General features: G+C 67.5%; 13 protein-coding genes. 8 read left to right on the top strand and 5 right to left on the bottom strand.

What is annotated here, in order from left to right; all coding sequences use genetic code 11:
• Positions 1-90: 90 nt before the first annotated feature.
• The 7 genes from KPB06_RS24600 to KPB06_RS24570 all read left to right on the top strand — a co-directional run bounded on the left by KPB06_RS24600 (position 91) and on the right by KPB06_RS24570 (position 8,590).
• Positions 91-1,230 (top strand): slipin family protein, encoded by a 1,140-nt coding sequence (locus KPB06_RS24600; RefSeq protein ID WP_059580273.1) that lies wholly within the window; start codon positions 91-93, stop codon positions 1,228-1,230.
• Positions 1,231-1,292: 62 nt separating this feature from the next.
• Positions 1,293-2,516 carry an RtcB family protein gene (locus KPB06_RS24595; protein WP_059580335.1) on the top strand — a complete coding sequence of 408 codons (1,224 nt, stop codon included), beginning with the start codon at positions 1,293-1,295 and terminating at the stop codon, positions 2,514-2,516.
• A gap of 52 nt (positions 2,517-2,568) precedes the next feature.
• A complete protein-coding gene (locus KPB06_RS24590; protein WP_059580270.1) occupies positions 2,569-3,381 on the top strand; it encodes a nucleotidyltransferase domain-containing protein in 813 nt (270 codons plus the stop codon).
• Between the two features lie 257 nt (positions 3,382-3,638).
• Positions 3,639-4,787 (top strand): DUF1176 domain-containing protein, encoded by a 1,149-nt coding sequence (locus tag KPB06_RS24585; RefSeq protein WP_059580267.1) that lies wholly within the window; start codon positions 3,639-3,641, stop codon positions 4,785-4,787.
• Between the two features lie 62 nt (positions 4,788-4,849).
• Complete coding sequence (locus KPB06_RS24580) at positions 4,850-6,154, top strand: XAC2610-related protein (protein ID WP_059580264.1); 1,305 nt, start codon at positions 4,850-4,852, stop codon at positions 6,152-6,154.
• 253 nt (positions 6,155-6,407) lie between these two features.
• A complete protein-coding gene (locus tag KPB06_RS24575) occupies positions 6,408-7,703 on the top strand; it encodes an O-acetylhomoserine aminocarboxypropyltransferase/cysteine synthase family protein (RefSeq protein WP_059580261.1) in 1,296 nt (431 codons plus the stop codon).
• A gap of 161 nt (positions 7,704-7,864) precedes the next feature.
• Positions 7,865-8,590 carry a ZIP family metal transporter gene (locus KPB06_RS24570; RefSeq protein ID WP_059580259.1) on the top strand — a complete coding sequence of 242 codons (726 nt, stop codon included), beginning with the start codon at positions 7,865-7,867 and terminating at the stop codon, positions 8,588-8,590.
• A 22-nt stretch (positions 8,591-8,612) separates the two neighbouring features.
• Here KPB06_RS24570 and KPB06_RS24565 read toward each other — a convergent pair whose 3' ends face one another.
• Positions 8,613-9,116 carry a hypothetical protein gene (locus KPB06_RS24565; RefSeq protein WP_059580256.1) on the bottom strand — a complete coding sequence of 168 codons (504 nt, stop codon included), beginning with the start codon at positions 9,114-9,116 and terminating at the stop codon, positions 8,613-8,615.
• A gap of 221 nt (positions 9,117-9,337) precedes the next feature.
• Positions 9,338-9,733, bottom strand: a complete 396-nt coding sequence (locus tag KPB06_RS24560; protein WP_230951170.1) for a hypothetical protein — start codon at positions 9,731-9,733, stop codon at positions 9,338-9,340.
• A 142-nt stretch (positions 9,734-9,875) separates the two neighbouring features.
• Here KPB06_RS24560 and KPB06_RS24555 point away from each other — a divergent pair, with 142 nt between their 5' ends.
• The gene (locus KPB06_RS24555; RefSeq protein ID WP_059580250.1) at positions 9,876-10,163 is read left to right on the top strand and encodes a DUF4148 domain-containing protein; all 288 of its coding nucleotides are present in this window, start codon (positions 9,876-9,878) and stop codon (positions 10,161-10,163) included.
• A gap of 79 nt (positions 10,164-10,242) precedes the next feature.
• Here KPB06_RS24555 and KPB06_RS24550 read toward each other — a convergent pair whose 3' ends face one another.
• Genes KPB06_RS24550 through KPB06_RS24540 form a run of 3 tightly spaced genes read right to left on the bottom strand, consistent with a single transcriptional unit; the run spans position 10,243 to position 15,559 of the window.
• On the bottom strand, positions 10,243-11,667 hold the full coding sequence (locus tag KPB06_RS24550) for a heavy metal sensor histidine kinase (RefSeq protein ID WP_059580248.1): 1,425 nt from the start codon (positions 11,665-11,667) through the stop codon (positions 10,243-10,245).
• Entirely contained in the window at positions 11,664-12,347 is a 684-nt protein-coding gene (irlR, locus tag KPB06_RS24545; protein WP_006490455.1) for a heavy metal response regulator transcription factor IrlR, read from the bottom strand. The genes KPB06_RS24550 and irlR overlap by 4 nt, the downstream gene beginning before the upstream one ends.
• Positions 12,347-15,559, bottom strand: coding sequence for an efflux RND transporter permease subunit (locus tag KPB06_RS24540; RefSeq protein WP_059580245.1), 3,213 nt, complete (start codon positions 15,557-15,559; stop codon positions 12,347-12,349). The genes irlR and KPB06_RS24540 overlap by 1 nt, the downstream gene beginning before the upstream one ends.
• Positions 15,560-15,673 lie beyond the last annotated feature (114 nt).

Raw genomic sequence — 15,673 nt, 5'->3', positions numbered from 1 at the left:
GCCGGCCAGCGCGCCGCCCGCCCGATTGCGTCGCACCGCGATCCGCACGATGCGCGTCACCCGGCGGCCATTGAAGAAAAGGACAAGAATATGTGGATGCGACATGTAGTGAAAAAGAACGAGCGCGCGCTGCTGATGAATGAGGGCGATTTCGTGAAGGTGCTGGAACCGGGCGTGTTCAAGGCCTTCGATCCGTTCAAGCGTTTGTCGGTGCAGACCGCGCGTCTCGACGCGCCGCTCGCCGACGAAGCGTTGGCCGACTATCTGCGTCACGACGCACAGGATGTGCTCGCGCAGTATTTCGTCGCGATGGATCTCGCCGACGATGAAGCGGGCCTGCGCTACGAAGACGACGTGCTCGTCGAGATCCTCGCGCCGGGCACGCGCCGGCTGTACTGGCGCGGCCTGACCGCGCATCGGCTGGAACGTGTCGATCTCGCGCGGCACAGCATGCTGCCCGACGCGCTCGTGAAGCGCATCGCGCAACCGGCGCTGCGTGCGCGCGGCGTGGCTGGCCTGACGGGCGTGCTGCTGGCGCAGGTGCCGGCGCACCACGTCGGTGTACTGAAGATCGACGGCAAGATCGAGCGGTTGCTGGACGCGGGCACGTCGGCGTTCTGGCGCTTCAACCGCGACGTCGCGGTCGAGCTGGTCGATCTGCGCGTGCAGGCGATCGAAGTCGGCGGGCAGGAAATCCTCACGCGCGACAAGGTCGCGCTGCGGCTGAACCTGTCGGCGACGTGGCGCTATGCGGACGTGCTGCATGCGTTCGGCCAGTTGCAGAAGCCGGTCGAACACCTGTATCGCGAGTTGCAGTTCGCGCTGCGCTCGGCGGTCGGCACGCGCTCGCTCGACGAGCTGCTGGAGGACAAGCAGTCGCTCGACGACGTCGTGATCGCGCAAGTACGCGCCCGTCTCGACGGTTCGGGCCTGGACGTGCGCAGCGTCGGCGTGAAGGATATCGTGCTGCCGGGCGACATGAAGACGATCCTCGCGCAGGTGGTCGAGGCCGAGAAGTCCGCGCAGGCGAACGTGATTCGCCGCCGCGAGGAAACGGCGGCCACGCGTTCGCTGCTGAACACCGCGAAGGTGATGGAAGAGAACCCGACCGCGCTGCGGCTCAAGGAGCTGGAAACGCTCGAACGCGTCGCGGAACGGATCGACCGCATCTCGGTGTTCGGCGGCCTCGATCAGGTGCTGAACGGACTCGTCAGCATCAAGGGCACGTAATGCGGGATCCGGCGCGATGCAGGTGACTCGCGCCGGATACCGAAATGAATCAGGTGAAGCAAATGACAGACACGGATTACCAGGTAATGGAACTGGCGAACGGCAAGCCGGTGAAGATGTGGACGCAAGGCGTCGCCGTCGAGGAGGAAGCGCGCGCGCAACTGCGCAACACGGCACAGATGCCGTTCATCTTCGGCCACGTCGCGGTGATGCCGGACGTGCACCTCGGCAAGGGCTCGACGATCGGCAGCGTGATTCCGACGAAGGGCGCGATCATCCCGGCCGCGGTCGGCGTCGACATCGGCTGCGGGATGATGGCCGCGCGCACGACGCTGACGGCGTCCGACCTGCCGGATTCGCTTGGTGGGCTACGCGGCGCGATCGAACGCGCGGTGCCGCACGGCCGCGCACCGGGCCGCCGCGACCCGGGCGCATGGGGCGATCGCGCGCCGGCCACCGTGACCGAAGCATGGAAGTCGCTGCAACCGGGCTTCCAGCGGATCGTCGACAAGTATCCGAAGCTGGAAAAGACGAACCACTACGCGCATCTCGGCACGCTCGGCACCGGCAACCACTTCATCGAAGTGTGCATCGACGAAGCGGACCGCGTGTGGTTCATGCTGCACAGCGGCTCGCGCGGCGTCGGCAATGCGATCGGCAGCCTGTTCATCGAACTCGCGCAGGCCGACATGCGGCAGCACATCGCGAACCTGCCGGACCGCAATCTCGCGTATTTCACCGAGGGCAGCCGGCACTTCGACGATTACGTCGAGGCGGTCGGCTGGGCGCAGGACTACGCGCGGCGCAACCGGCAGGCGATGATGGACGCGGTGATCGGCGCGGCGCGCGGCGTGATCGCGAAGCCGTTTTCGGTCGACGAGCACGCGGTGAACTGCCACCACAACTACGTGCAGCGCGAACGCCACTTCGGCGAAGAGGTGCTCGTCACGCGCAAGGGCGCGGTGTCCGCGCAGAAGGGGCAGCTCGGGATCATTCCGGGGTCGATGGGCGCGAAGAGCTTCATCGTGCGCGGGCTCGGCAATCCGGAAAGCTTCTGCTCGTGCAGCCACGGCGCGGGCCGGACGATGAGCCGCACCGAAGCGAAGCGCCGCTTCACGGCCGACGATCAGGCGAAGGCGACGCAGGGCGTCGAATGCCGGAAGGACGCGGGCGTCGTCGATGAAATTCCGATGGCGTACAAGGACATCGACGCGGTGATGGCGGCCCAGCGCAGCCTCGTCGAAGTGGTGCATACACTGCGCCAGGTGGTGTGCGTGAAAGGATAGCGCGGTGCGCGGCCAATGGCCGGCGGCCGCGCGCAACAAAAGGGAAACAACAATGAAAACGGAACAATTGACGCCCGTGCGCAGCGCGCACCCGGTCGATCCGGCCGTGCGGGCGCGCGTGATGGCAGAACTCGCGGAAGTCGAGCGCCGCCACGACGTGACCGTGCTGTTCGCATGCGAATCGGGCAGCCGCGGCTGGGGCTTCGCATCGCCGGACAGCGACTACGACGTGCGCTTCGTGTATGCACACCGGCGCGACTGGTACCTGAGCGTCGAACCGCAGCGCGACGTGATCGAGCGGCCACTCGACGACGAACTCGACGTCAGCGGTTGGGAACTGCGCAAGGCGCTCCAACTGCTGCGCCGCTCGAACCCGACGCTGCTCGAATGGCTCGACTCGCCCGTCGTGTATCGCGAAGACGCGCGCTGGGCGCCGCGGCTCAGGTCGCTGGCGTCAGCGTTCTTCTCGCCGGTGCGCGGGCGTCATCACTACCTCGCGATGGCCAAGAAGAACTTTCGCGGCTACCTGCAAGGCGACACGGTGCGTTACAAGAAGTACCTGTACGTGCTGCGGCCGCTGCTCGCGGTACGCTGGATCGACTCCGGGCTCGGGATGCCGCCGATGCGCTTCGTGGATCTCGTCGACGGCACGGTGCACGAGCCGGCGGTGCGCGCGGAACTCGACGCGTTGCTCGCGCTGAAGATGAGCGCGAACGAAAGCGAATACGGGCCGCGCCGGCCGGCGATCCACGCGCTCGTCGAGACGATGCTCGCCGATGCCGAACACGATCGCGAATACAAGCGACCGTGGGGCGACGTGGCGATGCTCGACGCGTTCCTGCGCGACGTGGTCGATGATCGATGAAAGGCGAACGGCGCGACGCCTGCGGGCATCGCGCCGTATTTGCATCCGCACCTGCCCGGCCCATGCACGCGAGCAACGGTCGTGCCCGCACACTACGCGTCGTCTTCACGATCGCAACGCATTGCGGCGGTATACTCGATGCCGTTCGGTGACGCGCGCCGCCGCATGCGCCGCAGCCTTCGACCTGCCCGCTTGCTGACGATGCGCTTGCAGCCCGACGTCTTCCGCGCGCCCATCCACAGTCGATACGAAACGTCATGTCGCACCGCCTTTCGCTCGCCATCGCCGCCCTCCTCGCCGTTTCCCCGATCGTTGCCCAGGCTCGCCCGCTCGCGCGGCCGCCGGTCGAGCGCGAATTCAAGAGCTGGTCGGTCGTCTGCGACAACGGCAATCGCTGTATCGCGGAAAGCCATGCCGACGATATCGACGATGCACGCACCGGCCTGATCCTGCGCGTGACGCGCGATGCCGGCCCGGACGCGCAGCCCTCGCTCGATCTCTACGCATCGGCGCCGATCGACTTGCGCACCGCACGCGTCGATGGCCGGCCGTTCGATGCGATGCCGGCGCAATGGCATGCGTTCGGCGACAAGTCCAGCGATCAGGCGCACCCGTTCCGGATCCGGACCGACGATCCGGCAACGGTGGCTGCGTGGCTCGCCGCGGCGCGCAATGCGCAACTGCTGAGCTTCGGCGATCCGGCATCGGCGCCCGCCGCTCGCACGCCGTTGTCGGGACTGAATGCCGCGCTGCTGCTGATCGACGACACGCAAGGCCGCGTCGGCACGGTCACGGCGTTGCTGCGCCCGGGCCTCAAGCCTGCGTCGTCGGTACCGGCCGCGCCCGCGTTGCCGCCCGCGGTCACGCCCGCCCCGCCGCCCGTGTCGAATCTGTCGGCCGCCGAACAGCGGCCGCTGGTCGACGCGGTACTCGCGAAATTCGGCGCCGACGTGAAGCAATGCGCGGCCGATGTCGAAGACGAAATGTCGGCGAGCGATCGCAGGAAAGCGTCGAGAGCCGTCGCGATTTCGTCCGACGAGGCGCTCGTCGCGATTCCGTGCCAGACAAGTAGCCTATATAACCACACCGACCTGTGGTATCGCGTGCGACGCACCGCCCCCTACGCGCCGGCCGCGATGAACTTCGGCGAGAACGCGAGCGCGGGTCTCGATGCTGCGTCGTTCGCGAACGAACTGACCGACGCCGGCTACGATCCCGCGAGCGCGACGCTGTCGAGCACGGTCCGGCTGCGCGGCGCGGGCGATTGCGGCTCGACCGCGTCGTGGGTCTTCGACGGTCGGCGCTTCGTACTCGACGGCCTCGCGACGCACAGCACGTGCAACGGCCTGTTCCGGGACCAGTGGCCGCGCCTGTATCGCCGGGCCGATGCGGCAGGAAACCGCTGACGCACGCATCGCACCGAAACACGCCGGCAGACATAACCGATAACAAACCGAGGGGCCGTACCATGTATCTCCCGTTCATCGACGCGTCGCGCAACCCGACCGCGACGCGGCGCACGCGCGGCTGGCGTGGCGCGCGTGCGTTCGCGCTGGTCACCGTCACCGCAGTCACCGCGTTCGCCTTCTCGCCAGCAAACGCGGCAAGCACCGGCGATTCAGTCGAAATCCCGTTCTGGTCGCGTAACTGGACCGGCACGATCGGCAACCGGCATGTCGAAGTCTCGCTGTCGCGCGTGGCCGACACGGTATCGGGCTCGTACTGCTACGCGCCCTGCACGTCCGACAAACGCTATCGGCTCGCGTTGAAGGGAACGCTCGACGCGCACGGTGTCACGCTTTCGGAACGCGACAGCGGCGCGAAAGCCAACGCCGATCGCGTAACGGGTACGTGGCGCGCGGCATCCTTCGACAACGCCGTGACCGGCACGTGGGCATCGCCGGACGGCAAGCGCACGCTGCCCGTCTCGCTCGCACCGAAACAGGACGGCAGGCCGTTCCCTTACGAGGTCCGCCTCGTCGCCGACAAGCTGCCGGACGACAGCAGTTCGTGCAACGACCCGCCGCACGTCTTCGCGATTCGCCTGTACGACCGCGGCCGCCTCGTGCAGACACTGCAGACGGATTCGCAAGGCACCTGCGGCCTGCCCACGCCCGAATTCGCCGACGTGAACTTCGACGGCTGGCCCGACCTGATGCTTGCGCAAGGGATGGGGGCGAGCCCGAACATTCCGTACCAGACGTGGATCTTCAACCCGAAGACGCGGCGCTTCGTCGATGCGCCGCAGGGACTGCAAGACATCACGTCGCCGGATTTCGATCCGGTGCACCGGATCATATGGACGAACTGGCGCGCGAGCTGCTGCGAGCACGGCGTGACGACGTACCGCTGGCAGGGCAACGACGTGAAGGAGGTCGACTCGGCGAGCAGCTACTTGCTGCCCGTGCTCGACGGGAATACGCGTCGCTATTGCTACGTCGTACCCGGCTACGGCGACGGTTACATCGAGTTTCCGCAACGCATCGAGCAGACCGATGCCGGACTGCGCTCGACGCTCGGTGCACCGAAGGATTGCGAGGTGGGCGATTCGCCGCAGATGTCGCGCGTGTATATCGACATCTGGAAGCCGGGCGCGGCGGGCAGCGCCCCGACGCTCGTGCGTACCGAAAAGGTCGCTTGGAAACGCACGTCAACGCGCGCCGGCATGAAGTTCTGCCCCGACGTGCCGTTCTACGACAACGGCCGCATCCGCCGCATCCTGTTGCGCGACGATCCCGACCAGTGCAGCGACTCGAATCCCGACGAGAGCTAGCATGCGGTACGCCCGCACGGGCGTACCGGCGTCATGTCACGCGGCGCCGACGATCGAAATCGACGGCACGAGCGTTGCCGAGAAGTAAGCATCCAACTGGTTCCAATGATCCTGATTCATCAAGTATCCCTTGTGCGCGGAAGAAGGCATTTTATGCACCGCCCCGCCATAAGCAACAAACCATTCGTTCTAAGGGTTGCCGCGCACGTGCTCCTATAATCGCTCGACCATCACAACAACAGAAGGAGCACCCATGACCGATCAGGCCGTATCGAACTGGCGCCTCGAAACCATCGCAGTACACGGCGGTTATCGTCCCGACCCGACCACGCGCGCGGTCGCCGTCCCGATCTACCAGACCGTTGCGTACGCATTCGACGACACGCAGCACGGCGCGGACCTGTTCGACCTGAAGGTCCAGGGCAACATCTACACGCGGATCATGAACCCGACGACGGACGTGCTCGAGCAGCGGATCGCCGCGCTCGAGGGCGGTATCGGCGCGCTCGCGCTCGCGTCGGGGCAATCCGCCGTCACGTACGCGATCCAGACGATCGCCGAAGCGGGCGACAACATCGTGTCCGCGAGTTCGCTGTACGGCGGCACCTACAACCTGTTCGCGCACACGCTGCCGCAATACGGAATCACCACGCGCTTCGCCGACCCACGCGACCCCGCGTCGTTCGAGCCGCTGATCGACGCGCGCACGAAGGCGATCTTCGCGGAATCGGTCGGCAACCCGCTCGGCAACGTCACTGACATCGCCGCGCTCGCCGAGGTCGCGCATCGCCGCGGCATCCCGCTGATCGTCGACAACACGGTGCCGTCGCCGTACCTGCTGCGCCCGTTCGAGCACGGCGCGGACATCGTCGTGCATTCGCTGACGAAGTATCTCGGCGGGCACGGCACGAGCCTCGGCGGCGCGATCGTCGATTCGGGCAAGTTCCCGTGGGCCGAGCACGCGGACCGCTTCAAGCGGCTCAACGAGCCGGACGTCAGCTATCACGGCGTCGTCTATACCGAAGCGTTCGGGCCGGCCGCGTATATCGGCCGCGCCCGCGTGGTGCCGCTGCGCAACATGGGCGCGGCGATCTCGCCATTCAATGCGTTCCAGATCCTGCAGGGAATCGAGACGCTCGCGCTGCGGGTCGAGCGCATCAGCGACAACGCGCTGAAGGTCGCGCAGCATCTCGCGCGCCACGAACACGTCGAATGGGTGAATTATGCGGGCCTGCCCGATCACCCCGACCATCCGCTCGTCGCCCGCTACCTGTCGGGCCGTGCGCCGGGCATCCTGACGTTCGGCGTGAAGGGCGGCCGCGACGGCGGCGCGAAGTTCCAGGATGCGCTGAAGCTGTTCACGCGGCTCGTCAACATCGGCGACACGAAGTCGCTCGCGACGCATCCGGCATCGACGACGCACCGTCAGTTGTCGCCGGCCGAACTCGCGAAGGCCGGCGTGAAGGAGGAAACGGTGCGGCTGTCGATCGGCATCGAGCATATCGACGACCTGCTCGCCGATCTCGACCAGGCGCTCGCGCAGCTTTGAGCGAAACGGGCGCGCCGGCTTGCCGGTGCGCCCGCATCGAACCGCTTGACCCTGGAGCGGCTTCAAGGTGTTCAATCCCCGGTTGATGCCGGGGCGACGCCCGGCGCGTACGATCGTGCAACGCCCCCTGCGCTGCGATACGCCAACCGCCGAGAGACCCCATGACACCGACCGCGAAGCTTGCGCTGCTCACGTTACCGCCCGTGCTGGCGGCCTGTTTTGGCGCCCTCGCGGCCGCGTGGCGCGCGCCCGGCCCGAAAACGTCGAGCGTGATCCAGCATTTCACCGGCGGCATCGTGTTCGCGGCCGCCGCGCTCGAACTGCTGCCGCAGGACCGCGCGCATGCGCTGTTTCCGGTCGTCGTCGGTTTCGTGCTCGGCATCGCGCTGATGCTGGCGATTCGCGCGCTGTCGGGCGCGATCGAGACACGTTTCGAGGAAGCGCGCTTGCCGGTGAGCCTGATCATCGTCACCGCGATCGACCTCGTCGTCGACGGCCTCGTGCTCGGCATCGCGTTTTCCGCGAGCGACGAAAGCGGCATCATCCTGACCGTCGCGCTGACGCTCGAGGTGCTGTTCCTCGCGCTGTCGGTCAGCGCGGCCTTGGCCGCGGCCGGCATCGGCCGCATGCTGTCGATCGTCGTACCGGTCGTGCTCGCGGCGCTGCTGAGCGTCGCGGCCGTTGCCGGCAATGCGGCGTTCGCCGGGCTGCCCGCGAATATCTATGCTGCCCTTCTGGGGCTGGGTACCGTCGCGCTGCTGTACCTCGTCACCGAAGAACTGCTGGTCGAAGCGCACGAGGTGCCCGAAACGCCGTTCGCGACGGCTTCGTTCTTCATCGGCTTCATCGTGTTCTTCCTGATCGAAGGATCGGTGAAGGCCGGGTAAGCCGCGCGCGATGGCGCGACGGTTACCACGTCGTCGCGCCGGTCGGATAGGTATCGACGATACGTGTGCCGTTGACCGGCGCGACGCCCTCGTTGCGCAGCGCGGTCCACAGGTCGATCGCATGTTCGCGCGACTTGCGGCTGCCGTCGTCGGTCAGCACGTTCAGCGCGATCACTTCGTCGCGCGTCGTCAGTTGCAGCTGTTCCTTGAGCTTGCGCGAGTGATGCGACGCGCTACGGACGTCGCCGAGCACGATCCGTTTCTCCGCGACGGTCGGCGCGTCGCCGGCATCGGCCGGCACGAACGTCAGCCGGCCGCTGGCGACTTCGCATTGCCCGCGCGCGAATGTCGCGGTCCACGCGCCAGCCGGCACGGCGGCCAACTCGCAGCGCATCCGCTCGTTCACGCGACTGCCAACGTCGTGCGCCGATGCGTGCGACAGCGCACGTTCCGGCCAGCCTGCGGCCATTGCCGCCGTCGACATCAGACACGCCGCCAGCACGATCCCTTTTGCGATAGTACGCATCGTATGCTCCTCTTCGTATGGAGTGCGGTGGCCGGCACAGCGCCGGCTGACAAAAATGTCATGTTGCGATCAGGTTCGCGATGCGCCGCGTCGCTACCATCGAACGCGTCACGGGCCCTGCCCGTTCCCACCCACGCAGCGGGTCGCTGCCGCACGGCACGATCACGCATTAGGCCCGGGCTCGTCGAGTGCCGGGCCGTTTTTTTACGCGTGTCCGACACTCACCGCACCGAATTGCGCTGCGGGTACACGCACGGATGCGTTTTCACATACAGGTTCGGATTGCCGCAGCGATGCCCGGCATAGTCGACCTGCTCGCCGGGCATCAGGCCGGACGGCACGGGTTTGCGGCCGACTGCGGCGGCAGGGGTCGCAGTGTCGGAACGTGTCGGCGCACAGCCCGCGAACAACGGGACGATCAAGGCTGCGATCAAGGCGAGGCGAATGACGGGACGATGCAATTTTCGGTCCGGAATGAAGGGCTGAACGGCGCCGCCCGCGATCGATGCCGCTATCGCGACCGGCATGCACGCCGCCGGCACGGTCGGCCAACGGCAGACTTCATGTTCCGCTTCCCGCTCATCGCACCCATGACGCGAACATGACGGTTGCGTCATGTCGGGTGTGTCCACACGGGGCCCGCTCGCGCCCCGCAATCTGACGCATTTTTCATCTCGCGATCACGATCACGCATGGCTGCTTTCGCATACTGGGTCCATGGTTCGCCACCCCGGCGGCCCTGATCAAGGAGAGCATTCAATGAAAAGCGCAAACCTCGCAGCATGGTTGGTCGTCGCCACGCTGTCGCTCGGCATGGCCACGCAGGCCGCATTCGCCCAGACGCAAACGCAGGGCAAGACCCGCACGCAGGTCGTCAATGAACTGAAGCAGGCGCAGCACGACGGCATCGTGCCGATCAGCAAGACGCAGTACCCGCCGACCGGCGAGCTCATCGCGCGCAACAAGGAGCTACACGAGATCTCGGTGCATGGCGGCGAGCAGAAGCCGCAGACCGACGACCACGACAGCCTGGCCGCGAAGCAATGATGCGCGGCCGCACGGGCGCCGGCAGCGCGCGCCGCGCGGCTGTCTCACCGCGAACGCGCAGGCGTGGCCGCGCGCGCTGTCAGGTGCGAGTAGCGGCCGGCCGCTCCGGTTCGGCCGGCCTTCGCGGAAAGCGCAGCCAGAAGGTCGTGCGGCGGCCCGGCTCGCTGTCGACGCCGCATTCGCCGCCGTGGTTGTCCATGATCGACCGGACGATCGCGAGGCCGAGCCCCGTGCCCGACGCCGAATTGTGCCGCGACGGATCGACGCGATAGAAGCGCTCGAAAATCCGCCCGACATGTTCCGCGGCGATGCCGGGCCCCGTATCCGACACGGCGATCGTCGTCGCGCCGCCCTGCTCGACGCAATCGATCGTCACGACGCTGCCGCGCGGCGCATAGGTCAGCGCATTCGACAGCAGGTTGCTCAACGCGCGCTGATACAGCGTCAGATCCGCGTCGACCCACGCGTGGCCGTCGACCTTCACGGTCACGCCTTCATCTTCCGCCAGCGGCTCGTAGTATCCGGCCACCCGCTCCGCCTCCTCGGCCGCATTCAGCCGCCGCACGCCGATCGACGTGCCGGCCTGTTCCGAACGCGCGAGAAACAGCATGTCCTCGATCATCCGCGACAACCGCTGGTATTCGTCGATGCTCGACTCGATCACGCTCCGGTATTCGTCCGCGCCGCGCGGTTGCGACAGCACGACCTGCGCGGCCGCCTGCAGGTTCGTGAGCGGCGTGCGCATGTCGTGCGCGAGATTCGACGAGAACTGGCTCAGCCGCGTGAACGATTCGTTCAGCCGTTCGAGCATCCCGTTGAACGCATGCTCGAGCTCCTTCAACTCGCCGGACGTATCGAGTTCCGGCAGCGGATGCGCGAGCCGGCTCGTCGACATCTGCTCGGCACGCGCCGCGAACCGCCGCAGCGGGCTCAGCCCGAGCGCCGCGATGCCGTACGCGATCGCGGCCGCGAGCACCACGCCGAACACCTCGATCACGACGATCGTGTAAGCATGCGTGCGCAACAGCAGCACGTCGGCGCTGCGATCGTACTGCACGGCGACGCGCACCACGGGCGCACCCGCGCCGGCGAGCGGTACGGCCGTCAGCAGGTACTGGTGCCGTGCGCCCGGCGGCACGACGCCGACCGGCACGCGCCCGGTGTTCATCGACAGCAGCGGCGCGTACGGGCGGAAGCCGGGCGTGCCGACGACGCGCGCGCCGCTGGCATCGAAGATCGCGAGGTCCATGTTCGGGTGACCGTGCAACTGGTCGATCCAGATGTCGGTGTCGCGCGCGACGTCGGCCGTCGTGCGCGCCTCGGCCAGGTGCGCCCCCAATGCGGCGGAAATGCCGGCCATCTGCTCGGCTGCCGTCGTTTCGACGCGATTGCTCAGCGCTTCGTACAGTGCGACGCCGCTCGACGCGAGGATCACCGACGTCGACAGGATGATCAGCGCGGTCAGCCGGCCGCGCAGCGTCCGCGGCAGCAGGCGCGCGATCATGCGGCCGCGCCGCCGCGCGCTTCGAGCACGTAGCCCATCCCGCGCACCGTGTGGATCAGCTTCGGTTCGTACGCGTCGTCGATCTTCGAGCGCAGCCGGCGGATCGCCGAATCGACGACGTTCGTGTCGCTGTTGAAGTTCATGTCCCACACCTGAGATGCGATCGTCGCGCGCGGCAGGATCTCGCCTTCGCGGCGCATCAGCAGCCACAGCAGCGCGAACTCCTTCGCGGTCAGCAGGATCGTGTCGCCCTGCCGCGTGGCCTTGCGGCGCGTCAGGTCGAGTTCGAGATCGGCCACGCGCAGCGTGTTCGAATCGCGCGGTTGGCCGCGCCGCAGGATCGACTTGATGCGCGCGGTCAGCTCGACGAAGTCGAACGGCTTCGCGAGATAGTCGTCCGCGCCGAGCTCGAGCCCCTTCACACGATCGCCGACGTCGTCGCGCGCGGTGAGGAACAGCACGGGCGTCGACTTGCTGCGCCGCAGGTTCTGCAGCAATGTCCAGCCGTCCTGCCCGGGCAGCATCACGTCGAGCACGAGCAGGTCGTACTCCTCCGTTTCGGCCTGATGCTGGCCCGTGATGCCGTCCTCGACCCAGTCGACGACGTAGCCGGCCTCGGTCAACCCCTTGCGCAGATACGCGCCCGTCTTCGGTTCATCCTCGACAATCAGAATTCGCATCACGCATTACCCTTGAAGAAACGCAGCCGGCGCATCATGCCCGCGCCGAACCCGCCGCGCAACGCCGCGCGCCACGACACCGCGTGGCTGACACGGTACAGCACCGGCAGCACCAGCAGCGTCAGCGCGGTGGACGACAGGATACCGCCGATCACGACCGTCGCGAGCGGGCGCTGCACCTCGGCGCCGGTGCCGGTCGCGAACGCCATCGGCAGGAAGCCGAGCGACGCGACCAGCGCGGTCATCAGCACGGGCCGCAGTCGCGTGAGCGCGCCGTCGCGCACCGCGGCGTCGAGCGGCACCCCTTCGTCGCGCAGGTTGCGGATGAACGAGATCATCACGAGACCGTTGAGCACGGCCACGCCGGACAACGCGATGAAGCCGACCGCCGCCGTGATCGACAGCGGAATCCCGCGCAGCCACAGCGACACGACGCCGCCGCTCAGCGCGAACGGAATGCCGGTGAATACGAGCAAGCCGTCCTTCACGTTGTTGAACATCACGAACAGCAGCACGAACACCATGAACAGCGCGAGCGGCACGACGAGCTTCAGGCGCTCGCTCGCGCTTTGCAACTGCTCGAACTGCCCGCCCCACGACACCCAGTAGCCGGCCGGCACGCGCACGTCCTGCTGCAACTGCTCGCGCGCATCGGCGACGAACGAGCCGACGTCGCGCCCGCGCACGTTCGCGCTGACGACCACCCGCCGCTTGCCGTCCTCGCGGCTGATCTGGTTCGGGCCGGGCGCCACGTCGATCGTCGCGAGCTCCGCGAGCGGCACGTACGGCGCCGCCGCGAGCGGCGCGCTGGCGCCGGCCGTCGGCGCGGGCAGCGCGATCGGCAGCCGCTTGATCGCCTCGATGTCGGTGCGCAGCTCGTCGGGCAACCGCACGACGATGTCGAAGCGGCGATCGCCCTGGAACAGCGTACCGGCCTTCTGCCCGCCGACGGCCGCGGCCACCGAATCCTGCAGGTCGGCGACGCTCACGCCGTAGCGCGCGAGCTTGTCGCGGTCGAGGTTGACGGTCAGCACCGGCAGGCCCGTGGTCTGCTCGACCTTCACCTCCGACGCACCCGGCACCTTCCGCAACGCGGCCGCGATCTGTTCGCCGGTCTGGTTCAGCACGGCCATGTCGTCGCCGAAGATCTTCACGGCGACGTCGCTGCGCACGCCCGAGATCAGTTCGTTGAAGCGCAGCTGGATCGGCTGCGAGAACTCGTAGGCGTTACCCGGCAGCTCGGCGAGCGCTTCCTCGATCTCGCTCACGAGCTGCTCGCGCGGCTTCTTCGGGTCGGGCCACGTATCGGCCGGCTTCAGCATGATGTAGCCGTCCGACAGGTTCGGCGGCATCGGGTCGGCCGCGATCTCGGCCGTGCCGGTGCGCGCGAACACGCGCTCGATCTCGGGGAAGCGCGCCTTCAGCGTCTTCTCGATCGACTTCTGCATCTCGACCGACTGCGACAGGCTCGTGCCGGGAATTCGCAATGCGGCAACGGCCAGGTCGCCTTCGTTGAGGCTCGGGATGAACTCGCTGCCGAGCCGCGTGGCGAGTCCGAGCGTGGCGAGCACGATCGCGCCCGCCCCGATCATCACGCGTGCCGGGCGCGTCATGAAACCGGCGAGCACCGGTTCGTACGCACGCCGCGCCCAGCGCATCAGCCGGTTCTCCTTCTCCTCGACCCGCTCGCCGATGAATAGCGCGACGGCTGCCGGAATGAACGTGACGGTGAGCACCATCGCGGCAGCGAGAGCCATCACGACCGTGATCGCCATCGGGTGGAACATCTTGCCCTCGACGCCGGTCAGCGCAAAGATCGGCAGGTACACGACCATGATGATCAGTTGCCCGAAGATCAGCGCGCGGCGCGCCTCCTGCGATGCGCCGAACACTTCGGCGAAACGCTCGTCGCGCGTGAGCGGCCGCCCGGCCGCCGCCTGCGCATGCGCGAGCCGCCGCACGCAGTTCTCGACGATCACCACCGCGCCGTCGACGATGATCCCGAAGTCGAGCGCGCCGAGGCTCATCAGGTTCGCGCTCACCTTCGCGTTGACCATCCCCGTGAAGGTCATCAGCATCGACAGCGGAATCACGAGCGCGGTGATCAGCGCCGCGCGAATGTTGCCGAGGAACAGGAACAGCACGGCGATCACGAGCACCGCGCCCTCGAGCAGGTTCTTCTTCACGGTCGCGACGGCCTTCTCGACGAGCACCGTGCGGTCGTACACCGGAATCGCGTTCACGCCGGCCGGCAGCGTGCGGTTCACGTCCTCCATCTTCGCGGCGACGGCCTTCGACACCGTCCGGCTGTTCGCGCCCATCAACATGAACACCGTGCCGAGCACGACTTCCTCGCCGTTCGACGTCGCGGCGCCCGTGCGCAGTTCGCGGCCGACGTCGACGACGCCGACGTCCTTCATCCGCACCGGCACGCCGCCGACGTTGGTCAGCACGATGTTCGCGATGTCGTCGACGGTGCGCGCCTGGCCCGGCACGCGCACGAGATACTGCTCGCCGCGCTTTTCGATGTAGCCGGCGCCGACGTTGTCGTTGTTGCGCTCGAGCGCCCGCACGACGTCGGCGAGCGTCAGCCCGTACGACATCAGCTTCGCCGGATTCGGCGCGACGCGATACTCCTTCACGTAGCCGCCGATCGAGTTGACCTCGGTCACGCCGCGCACGTTGCGCAGTTGCGGCCGCACGACCCAGTCCTGCAGCTCGCGCAGGTCGGCCGCCGTGTAGCGCGTGCCGTCGGGCTTGCGCGCATTGGCGTCGGCTTCGACGGTCCACAGGTAGATCTCGCCGAGGCCCGTCGACGTCGGGCCCATCGCGGGCGCGACGCCGGCCGGCAGCTTGTCCTTCGCTTCCTGGATGCGCTCGTTGACGAGCTGCCGCGCGAAGTAGATGTCGGTGCCGTCCTTGAAGATCACGGTGACCTGCGACAGCCCGTAGCGCGAGATCGAACGCGTCTGTTCCAGCCCCGGCAGCCCGGCCATCGCGGTCTCGACCGGATAGGTGATGCGCTGCTCGGCCTCGAGCGGCGAGTAGCCGGGCGCGGACGTGTTGATCTGCACCTGCACGTTCGTGATGTCGGGCACCGCGTCGATCGGCAGCCGCTGGTAGCTGAACACGCCCAGCGCGGCCACGGCCGCGATCGCCAGCATCACGAGCCAGCGGTGCGCGATCGCAAAGCGGATCAGGCGCTCAAACATGTCGGGATTCCTTGAAACGGGGTACGGTCGCACGCGCCGGACGCGCTGCGCGGCCGGTCAGGCGGCGGATCGGAAAGCGCGCCGCATATCGGGCCGCCAGTCGCGCCACGGCGC

Source organism: Burkholderia semiarida (assembly GCF_029268935.1).
GTDB classification, from domain to species: domain Bacteria; phylum Pseudomonadota; class Gammaproteobacteria; order Burkholderiales; family Burkholderiaceae; genus Burkholderia; species Burkholderia semiarida.
This window is presented reverse-complemented; position numbering and strand designations above follow the sequence as displayed.

Coding starts and splice junctions, on each gene's coding strand:
- KPB06_RS24560 (WP_230951170.1), bottom strand. CDS start 9,733: ATGACGCAACCGTCATGTTCGCGTCATGGGTGCGATGAGCGGGAAGCG.
- KPB06_RS24570 (WP_059580259.1), top strand. CDS start 7,865: ATGACACCGACCGCGAAGCTTGCGCTGCTCACGTTACCGCCCGTGCTG.
- KPB06_RS24565 (WP_059580256.1), bottom strand. CDS start 9,116: ATGCGTACTATCGCAAAAGGGATCGTGCTGGCGGCGTGTCTGATGTCG.
- KPB06_RS24555 (WP_059580250.1), top strand. CDS start 9,876: ATGAAAAGCGCAAACCTCGCAGCATGGTTGGTCGTCGCCACGCTGTCG.
- KPB06_RS24600 (WP_059580273.1), top strand. CDS start 91: ATGTGGATGCGACATGTAGTGAAAAAGAACGAGCGCGCGCTGCTGATG.
- KPB06_RS24580 (WP_059580264.1), top strand. CDS start 4,850: ATGTATCTCCCGTTCATCGACGCGTCGCGCAACCCGACCGCGACGCGG.
- KPB06_RS24550 (WP_059580248.1), bottom strand. CDS start 11,667: ATGATCGCGCGCCTGCTGCCGCGGACGCTGCGCGGCCGGCTGACCGCG.
- KPB06_RS24590 (WP_059580270.1), top strand. CDS start 2,569: ATGAAAACGGAACAATTGACGCCCGTGCGCAGCGCGCACCCGGTCGAT.
- KPB06_RS24585 (WP_059580267.1), top strand. CDS start 3,639: ATGTCGCACCGCCTTTCGCTCGCCATCGCCGCCCTCCTCGCCGTTTCC.
- KPB06_RS24595 (WP_059580335.1), top strand. CDS start 1,293: ATGACAGACACGGATTACCAGGTAATGGAACTGGCGAACGGCAAGCCG.
- KPB06_RS24575 (WP_059580261.1), top strand. CDS start 6,408: ATGACCGATCAGGCCGTATCGAACTGGCGCCTCGAAACCATCGCAGTA.
- irlR (WP_006490455.1), bottom strand. CDS start 12,347: ATGCGAATTCTGATTGTCGAGGATGAACCGAAGACGGGCGCGTATCTG.
- KPB06_RS24540 (WP_059580245.1), bottom strand. CDS start 15,559: ATGTTTGAGCGCCTGATCCGCTTTGCGATCGCGCACCGCTGGCTCGTG.